The sequence below is a fragment of the Sphingomonas sp. FUKUSWIS1 genome (assembly GCF_000733135.1).
GTDB lineage: Bacteria > Pseudomonadota > Alphaproteobacteria > Sphingomonadales > Sphingomonadaceae > Sphingomonas > Sphingomonas aerolata.
On sequence record NZ_JPJC01000020.1, the window covers coordinates 1 to 8616 of the forward strand.

8 protein-coding genes and 1 pseudogene are annotated in these 8616 nt (G+C 60.9%); all 9 read left to right on the plus strand.

Annotation, left to right across the window (positions count from 1 at the left end):
- Positions 1–180: 180 nt before the first annotated feature.
- A pseudogene (locus sphsw_RS02260) lies at positions 181–1058 on the plus strand (LysR substrate-binding domain-containing protein).
- 91 nt (positions 1059–1149) lie between these two features.
- Entirely contained in the window at positions 1150–2580 is a 1431-nt protein-coding gene (locus sphsw_RS02265; RefSeq protein WP_031439181.1) for an IS1182 family transposase, read from the plus strand.
- Between the two features lie 592 nt (positions 2581–3172).
- Positions 3173–3571 carry a DUF983 domain-containing protein gene (locus sphsw_RS02270; protein WP_042466346.1) on the plus strand — a complete coding sequence of 133 codons (399 nt, stop codon included), beginning with the start codon at positions 3173–3175 and terminating at the stop codon, positions 3569–3571.
- A gap of 42 nt (positions 3572–3613) precedes the next feature.
- Entirely contained in the window at positions 3614–3922 is a 309-nt protein-coding gene (locus sphsw_RS02275) for a hypothetical protein (protein ID WP_042466347.1), read from the plus strand.
- A gap of 66 nt (positions 3923–3988) precedes the next feature.
- Positions 3989–5374: an aminotransferase-like domain-containing protein gene (locus sphsw_RS02280; RefSeq protein WP_031439184.1), complete on the plus strand. Its 1386-nt coding sequence runs from the start codon at positions 3989–3991 to the stop codon at positions 5372–5374.
- A 107-nt stretch (positions 5375–5481) separates the two neighbouring features.
- The gene (locus tag sphsw_RS02285; protein WP_031439185.1) at positions 5482–6873 is read left to right on the plus strand and encodes a cytochrome ubiquinol oxidase subunit I; all 1392 of its coding nucleotides are present in this window, start codon (positions 5482–5484) and stop codon (positions 6871–6873) included.
- 6 nt (positions 6874–6879) lie between these two features.
- Entirely contained in the window at positions 6880–7887 is a 1008-nt protein-coding gene (gene cydB / locus sphsw_RS02290) for a cytochrome d ubiquinol oxidase subunit II (RefSeq protein WP_031439186.1), read from the plus strand.
- A complete protein-coding gene (locus sphsw_RS18540) occupies positions 7887–8009 on the plus strand; it encodes a DUF2474 domain-containing protein (protein WP_081874069.1) in 123 nt (40 codons plus the stop codon). The genes cydB and sphsw_RS18540 overlap by 1 nt, the downstream gene beginning before the upstream one ends.
- 30 nt (positions 8010–8039) lie before the next feature.
- Positions 8040–8561: an aminotransferase class I/II-fold pyridoxal phosphate-dependent enzyme gene (locus tag sphsw_RS02295; protein ID WP_199860757.1), complete on the plus strand. Its 522-nt coding sequence runs from the start codon at positions 8040–8042 to the stop codon at positions 8559–8561.
- Positions 8562–8616 lie beyond the last annotated feature (55 nt).

Sequence of the window (8616 nt, forward strand, 5' to 3'; positions counted from 1 at the left end):
GCAGCAGCGCGGGCAATCTGCTAGTCTGGACGGTAGGGAATATACGATCGGGATAGGCAAAACTGGCCACGGCGGTGTTCCTTCCGTCGCACGATCTAAACCCTGCCTACCGATCGCTCCAACTTAGCCTTGTTGTCATTCCGATCGTCAATCGCGATCGGTTTCTATATCAGGTGCGGTGTGACACTGGAGCAACTGCGCATCTTCGTCGGCGTGGCCGAGCGCAAGCATATGACCGTCGCGGCGCGGCCTTAAACGTCACGCAGTCAGAGGCTTCCGCAGCCATCGCCTCGCTTGAGGAGCGACACGCAACCAAGCTCTTCCACCGCGTCGGGCGCGGCATCGCTCTGACAGAGGCCGGACGGCTGTTCCTGACCGAGGCTCGCGGAGTTCTTGCGCGGGCCGACGCGGCCGAGACGGTGCTGGAGGAGCTTGGCGGGCTGAAGCGGGGCACGCTGCGCCTCGTCGCCAGCCAGACCATCGCCGCCTACTGGTTGCCGCCCATCCTTGCGGCTTTCCATGAGCGCTATCCGGCGATTAGTATCGAACTGTCGATCGGCAACACCGGGCAGGCCGCGGCACGCGTCTATGACGGCAAGGCCGATCTGGGTATTGTCGAGGGCGAGATCGACAACCCGGCGTTGGCGCATTGGCCGATCGGCGAAGACCGGCTGTTGCTCGTCGGAGCACAGCCTTTCGGCGACGCCGACATCGACGTGACATGGCTGCGACGAGCACGCTGGGGGCAACGGGAGCCTGGATCAGGCACGCGATCGACGTTGAATAGCGAGTTGCGCAGCTTGGGAGTCGATCCGGCTGCCCTCGACGTGGCGCTGACGATGCCGTCTAATGAAAGCGACCGAACGGCCGTGGAGGCTGGGGCGGACGTTGCTGTCCTGTCGGCGCTAGTGGTCGACCCGGCCATCAAGGCAGGTCTGTTGCACGTCGCACCGATCACATTCGCTCCTCGCCCCTTCTTCGGGCTGCGGCATAAGGAACGCTATCGCACGAAAGCCGCGGATGCGCTGTTGGACGTGATCGGGTTGCAGCGGCGGTAGGTACGCATCGGCATTCCCAAAATGCGATCCAGACCGTGCGAAAACTCGCTGGGTGATTCCACAAGGTTGCTGACGGGCGTATACTGTAATCATGGCATATATCGAGGGTCATGCGCGCGACCAGGCGCTGCTGCTGCCGGCATCGGTAGAGGATTATGTGGCAGCGGATAGTCCGGTTCGGTTCATCGACGCGTTCGTTGATGACCTCGATCTGGGCGAGGCCGGTTTTCATCGGTCGCGGCCGAAGGCGACGGGGCGCCCAGGCTATGACCCGGGCGACATGCTCAAGCTGTACCTGTACGGCTATCTCAACCGGGTGCGGTCGAGCCGACGGCTGGAAGCCGAGGCGGCACGCAACCTCGAGCTGATCTGGCTGCTGCGTGGGCTTCGGCCAGACTACAAGACCATCGCTGACTTTCGCCGCGACAACAGGAGCGCCTTCAAGGCAGTGTTCCGCGCCTTCGTCGTCCTATGCCGCAAGCTCGACCTGTTCGGGCGCGAGCTGCTGGCGGTGGACGGCACGCGGCTGAAGGCGGTGAACAACCCGGCACGCAACTTCTCCCGTGACAAGCTGGCCAGGTATATTGCCGCGGCCGACGAGCGGCTTGAGGGGTATCTTGCCGAGATGGACGCCATCGACCGCGGCGAGGATGGCCATGGGCCTGGCCGCAGCGGGGCGCTGGCCGCAAAGATCGCCAGGGTGCGCGAGCGGCGTCAGGCCCAGGAGGCGATGCTGCACGAGCTGAACGCCAGTGGCGAGAGCCAGATATCGCTAACCGACCCGGATGCGCGCGCGATGGTGACGGGTCGAAAGACCACGGTCGGCTACAACGCGCAGGTAGCGGTGGATGCGAAACACAAGCTGATCGTCGAGCAGCACGTTACCAACGCCGGCACCGACATGGGTCTGCTGGCACCCACTGCTGGGGCGGCGAAAGACGCGCTAGACGTCGAGCAGATCGATGTGGTCGCCGACATGGGCTATTACAAAGGCGAGGACATCGAAGCATGCGAGGCGAATGGTATCACACCCTTCGTCGCCCGGCCGAGACGGGGCAGCGCCATCGCCAATGGCCGTTTCTCTAAGGATCTCTTTCGTTACGATGCCGAGGCGGACGCGTACCACTGCCCGGGTGGCCGGACCCTCGACATCAGCTATCGCGCGGTGACGCGGGGCCACGCCAACATCCAATATTCCAACCCCGCCGCCTGTTCGGACTGCGCAATCAAGGTGAACTGTACCAGCAGTCGCTGGCGGCGCATCAACCGTTGGGAAAACGAGGCGGTGCTGGACCGCATGGCGGCGCGCTTGGTTGCGCGCCCTGATATTCTTGCCGTTCGCCGCGAGACGGTCGAACACCCGTTCGGCTCGATCAAGCAATGGATGAACCAGGGCGCATTCCTGATGCGCGGGCTGGAGAAGGTTCGCGCCGAGTTCAGTCTGACCGCGCTCGCCTACAATCTAAGAAGAGCCATTACCCTCATCGGCGTGCCGGGGTTGATCAGGGCCGTACAGGCCTGATCAAGCTCGCCAAATCTGCTGCGCAGCGCTCAATGGCTTCCCCTTGAAGCCACCACAACGCCACCAGAGCGCCACCACGGCAGTAACTCAAAAATATTTGCGCCCAGCTCCACCGTTTAACAAAAGACGTCCGTGCCCATGTGACGGCGAGTTCTCGCACGGTCTGCCATCCTTTTTGGGACCGCCCGCGATCGCCATCTCCTTCCTGAAACCTGTCTGACCGCACTCTACCAGATTTGCGCCATAGTAGGACGGGACATCGCCCACGAGCGGCCGGATCTGGCAGTAGCTGTCGTTCGGCAGACCGTGCCGGGACGACGCCCTTGTCCCAGAAGGCGTAGATTACGGCGGAAAACCCTGTCGCCATCCTGGATGCACGACAAACGGGTGTTTTCGGACGCTCGCGCAGGGCTGACGGCGCTTAGCGTCTGGGTCCGTTCCATGTACCGACCCCAATTAGATAACAGCCGATAAATGATGCGCGCAAAGTAACTAGAAATTCCATGCAATACGTACTATGTATGTGCGATCGCTAAAAACAAACGGTGCGCATGTGACCCAAGATACCGACGGTGACAAATTCCGCTGGATTATGAAGACCGGTTGGAAGGGCCTGTGCCCGCGATGCGGCAAGGGGCACATGTTTAAGTCGTGGCTCAAGGTCGCGGACCGATGCGAGGCCTGCGGTCTCGACTATCGGTTTGCAGCGCCTGACGATGGTCCTGCCTTCTTTTCCTTGTGCATCGTTGCCTTCCCGCTCGCTTTCTTTGTCGTGTGGATCCAGGTAAAATTTGATCCCGTGTGGTGGGTGCATCTGTTCACGTCACTCCCAGTCATGCTTTTGGGATGTCTGCTGCCGCTGCACCCCATCAAAGGCTGGCTGGTCGCCTCTCAGTACGTGAATCGTGCTCAGGAGGCCGGTACGGGCAAGATCTGGGATCAACTTCACGGCCGGGAGAATACGAAGGACAGTAGTAACTTCGACGATTAATCCGGTCGCAGGTCTTGTCAGATCCATTTTTTGGAGCGGTCTATGCGCTCGTTGATGCCTGATGCCCGGCGCATCGCCGCTTCATACCTAACCTCTACGGGGCGCTCGAACGACGCTCGCACGGTGCTTGCCGGCAGTGGGGACGATTATGTCGAAGTCCGCGTCGCCCTACAGGCGCTCAGTGAAATTGCAGCGCGTGTCGGTCGTGCTGAGCGGGCGCTAGCCTGTTACGCCGATGAAAGCTTCTGGGAGGCTGACTGCGCGGAGGCCTCGCTCGCCTTCCACGATCATGGCGAAATCGCGCGATCGGCGCTTGCGGGCAAGGAGCTTTACGCCCTCCATCGCGACTGAATTCGAACGCAATATTTTGTCTTCGCAATGCATGGACTTTGTACGTGAGCCATATATATGAGAACCATGCAAACCTGGAAACCCGATATCGAGTCCATTGCGGGGCCAAAGTACCTTGCGATTGCTGAGGCGCTCTCGAAGGATATCGAGGCTGGACGCCTTGCTGCCGGTACGCGGCTGCCGCCCCAGCGGGCCCTTGCCGAAGCGTTAAGCGTCGATCTGACGACGGTCACGCGTGCTTACGGCGAGGCGCAGCGGCTCGGATTGATCGAGGGTGACGGCCGGCGTGGTAGCTTTGTTCGCCAGAAGAAGGTCGACACTCCTAAAGCCACCTACAGCGAGCCGGTCGATACCGGTATGAACGCGCCACCTGAAATTCCAGGCGCACTTCTTGCTGCAGCGTTCCGACAATCTGCCGACGCTTTACTAACCCGTTCTGATGTCGCTGCGCCGTTCCAGTATCAGCCGAGTGGCGGCATGATCGTGGCCCGCGAAGCTGGTGCTGATCTGTTGAGCGCTCGCGGCGTTCCGTGTCACGACGACACCGTTCTGGTGACGGCGGGCGGGCAACACGCCCTTCACGCGATCGTTAGCGCAGAGCTGCAACCCGGCGACACCGTAGCAGTCGCCGCACACATCTATCCGGGGTTCCAATCGGTCGCCCGCCGGTACGGTTTGCGCCTGTTCGTCGTAGCGTCGGATGCGGAAGGCCTGATCGCGGAAGCGCTCGACGCCGCCTGTGCCCAAGGCAGTGTGCGTGCTGTGTATGTCGTACCTACCAACGATAATCCGACGACCGCGACAATGGGCGTGGACCGGCGCAAGGCGATTGCCACCGTTGCCGAGCAGCACGGTCTGATCGTCATCGAGGATGACGCCTATGGCCTCCTGCCGGAACGGCCCTTGCCCCCGATCGCATCGTTCGCGGAGGATCGGACCTGGCACATCGCCAGCGTATCGAAGATTTTATCGCCGGGTCTGCGTATTGCGTGGCTGCGTGCACCCACAGTCGCACAAGCATGGCGACTGGCGGCCGACGTGCACGAAACCGCAATCATGGCACCACCGCTCAATGCAGCGGTCGTGGCGGACTGGATTGGCAGTGGAGTGTTCCAGCAGCTCACCACCGCTGTTCGGGTCGAGGCACAGGCTCGTCAGGCAATCGTGGCAAAGTTTCTCGATCCGCAAGGGTTCCAGTCACAGCCGGAAGGGTATCATCTGTGGATGCCGCTGCCCTCGGACGCCAATTCCAGTGAGATCGTAAACACATTGCGCCCCCACGGCTTATCCGTGGTGGGTGCAGATGTGTTCGCAGTTGACCGGTCAAGCGGTTCACCCGCGTTGCGCGTGTCAATCGGAGGCACTCTTTCCCGCGAACGTCTTGAACGTGGCTTGCGCTTACTTGGCGCGATGACCGCCCCGAACGCAACCAGAAAGATCTCGCTGGTCTGAACCTAGGCTGTTGCACCTGATCGATCACATCACAGAAATATAGGCGATCAGGCGCGACGTGATGGCCGAGTTAATCTCGGTATGGCGAACCACAAGAGGACCCCCTCATGGGTGACGAAGCCCTTTTCCTTGCCCGGGTGCAGTTTGCATTCACGGTATCATTCCACTTCATATTTCCAGCATTTTCCATTGGGCTTGCAAGCTTCCTGATGGTGCTGGAAGGCGCGTGGTTGCGAACCGGCCGGGGCGTCTACGCCAATCTCTATCGCTACTGGCTGAAGATCTTCGCGGTGGCATTCGGCATGGGCGTCGTCTCGGGGATCGTCATGTCCTACCAGTTCGGCACGAACTGGTCGGTATTCTCTGATAAAGCCGGCCCCGTCGTTGGGCCGCTCATGGCCTATGAAGTGCTAACCGCCTTCTTCCTGGAAGCCGGTTTCCTTGGCGTCATGTTGTTCGGCATCAACAAGGTTGGACCCAAGCTGCACTTTTTCGCGACCTGCATGGTGGCACTCGGCACCTTCATTTCGGCGACCTGGATCATCAGTACCAACAGCTGGATGCATACGCCGCAAGGGTTTGCCATCAACGGCCAGGGGCAGTTCGTACCAGCCGGATCGTGGCTGCCGATCATCTTTAATCCAAGCTTCCCGTACCGACTGACGCACGTCGTGATCGCCGCCTATCTGACGACCTCGCTTGTTGTCGGAGCAGTCGGTGCCTGGCATCTGCTGCGTGACCGCACCAATCCCGGCGCGCGCAAGATGTTCTCGATGGCGATGTGGATGGTGGCGATTGCGGCACCGGCGCAAATCCTCGCCGGTGATGCTCATGGCCTCAACACGCTGGAGCATCAGCCAGCCAAGGTAATGGCCATGGAGGGGCATTACGACAGCCATCCCAATGGGGCTCCGCTGATCCTGTTCGGTATCCCCAATGCGGCCGAGAAACGCATCGACTATGCGATCGAGATACCCAAGGCATCGTCCCTGATCCTGAAGCACGACCCTAACGCGCCGCTCGCCGGGCTCGACACGATCCCTGACGATCGTGAGCCGCCCGTCACCGTGGTCTTCTGGTCTTTCCGGGTCATGGTCGGACTGGGCATGGCAATGCTGGGACTTGGACTGTTCAGCCTTGTCGCGCGGTTCCGCCGGCAGCTCTATGATTGGCGATGGCTACACCGAGCTGCCATGATCATGGGTCCGGCAGGCTTCGTCGCGGTGATTGCCGGGTGGATTACGACGGAAGTCGGACGGCAGCCTTATACGGTCTACGGGTATCTTCTGACTGCCCAGTCGCACTCGCCGCTTCGTGCCGCAGCCGTTGCGACATCGCTGCTGACGTTCGTGATCGTCTACTTCATCGTGTTCGGCGCGGGCACTTATTACCTGCTCCGCCTCATGGCCAAGGCACCTGCTCCACATGAGAGCGAACCGGCCTCCACCCCGCAGCGGGCGACGGGTTTCACGCCCGCCCCTGCTCTGAGCAAGGAGTAAGCTGCCATGCTCTACAATTATGATCTGGCTACCGTCTGGGCCTTCATCCTTGCCTTCGCGATCTTCGCCTATGTCGTGATGGACGGCTTCGATCTTGGCATCGGCATTCTCTTTCCGACGCTGAAGGTTGGGGAGGAACGCGATCAGGCGATGAACTCGATCGCTCCGGTGTGGGACGGCAACGAGACCTGGCTGGTGCTTGGGGGGGGCGGCCTGATGGCGGCCTTCCCGCTCGCATACTCCGTCATCCTGCCGGCTACTTACCCGCTGGTAATCGGCATGCTGCTCGGTTTGATCTTCCGCGGCGTGGCATTCGAGTTTCGTTGGCGTGACCCGCGTCATCGCCCGTATTGGGACACCGCCTTCTTCGTTGGTTCTGTCGTGGCAACGTTTTCGCAAGGCATACTGCTCGGAGCGGTGCTGCAAGGGATCAAGGTCGAAGGTCGCGCCTATGCCGGTGGTTCGTTGGACTGGCTGTCGCCCTTTAGCCTGCTGACCGGCGTTGCGCTTCTGTCCGGTTATGCCCTGCTGGGGTCGAGCTGGTTGATCGGCAAGTCGCACGGTTCGCTTCAGGAGCACTCGCGAAAGATGGCGTTTCGGCTGGGCATAGCGACTTTGATTGTGATGGCCGCGGTTAGCGCAGCGACGCCGTTCCTGGCGATCGACTATTGGCACCGCTGGTTCGAAATGCCCCGCGTGTTGTTCACGTCTCAGGTCCCTCTCGCGACGATCGCGGTCGGAGGCATCTTCTTCTGGAGTCTGAAGCGTGGTCGGGAACGCCTGCCGTTCCTTGTCACGCTGGCCCTCTTCGCGCTCGGATTCCTGGGCCTCGGGATCAGTATGTTCCCGTATGTGGTGCCGCGTGCGCTGACGATCTGGGATGCGGCAGCGCCCGAGAAGAGCCAGATTTTCATGCTGGTGGGGACCGTCTTTATCATGCCGCTGATCATCACCTACACCGCCTGGGCCTATTGGGTCTTCCGCGGCAAAACCGTCACCGAAGGCTATCACTGATGGCTGACACCCCACCGGCATCGCTTTGGCGACGGATCGGCTGGCTGGTGCTGATCTGGACGCTCAGCGTGCTGGCCCTCGGGATCGTCGCCAGCATCATTCGCTGGTGGCTACACCCCTAGACTTTCTCTGACGTTCCCTAGGAGCGAACCATGAACCTCGATGCTCATTTTGAAGATCTTCTCGCCAAAACCCGGCTTGAAGGGCGCTACCGAACCTTCGCACAGTTGGAGCGGATCGCGGGCGCCTTCCCGAAGGCGCGCTGGCACCGTCCAGACGGCACCATGCGCGAGGTGACGGTATGGTGCAGCAACGACTATCTCGGCATGGGGCAGCATCCCGACGTCCTTGCAGCGATGCATGAGACCATCACACGCTCAGGTGCCGGCACCGGCGGAACACGGAATATCTCAGGCACGGTTAGTGAGCACGTCGCCTTGGAACAGGAGCTTGCCGGACTGCATGGCAAGGAAGCCGCGCTCCTGTTCACGTCTGGCTGGATCAGCAATCTGGCAGCCCTTGGCACACTCGGGCGGTTGCTGCCGAATTGCGCGATATTCTCGGACGCACTCAACCACAATTCCATGATCGAGGGCATCAAGCGCTCTGGCGCAGAACGGTTCATCTTCCGCCACAACGACGTAGCGCATCTGGAAGAGCTGCTAGGTGTTTGATCCCACGGTTTGATGGTGCGATCCTTTCGTTGGAATGGAAGGAAGCCATATGGGA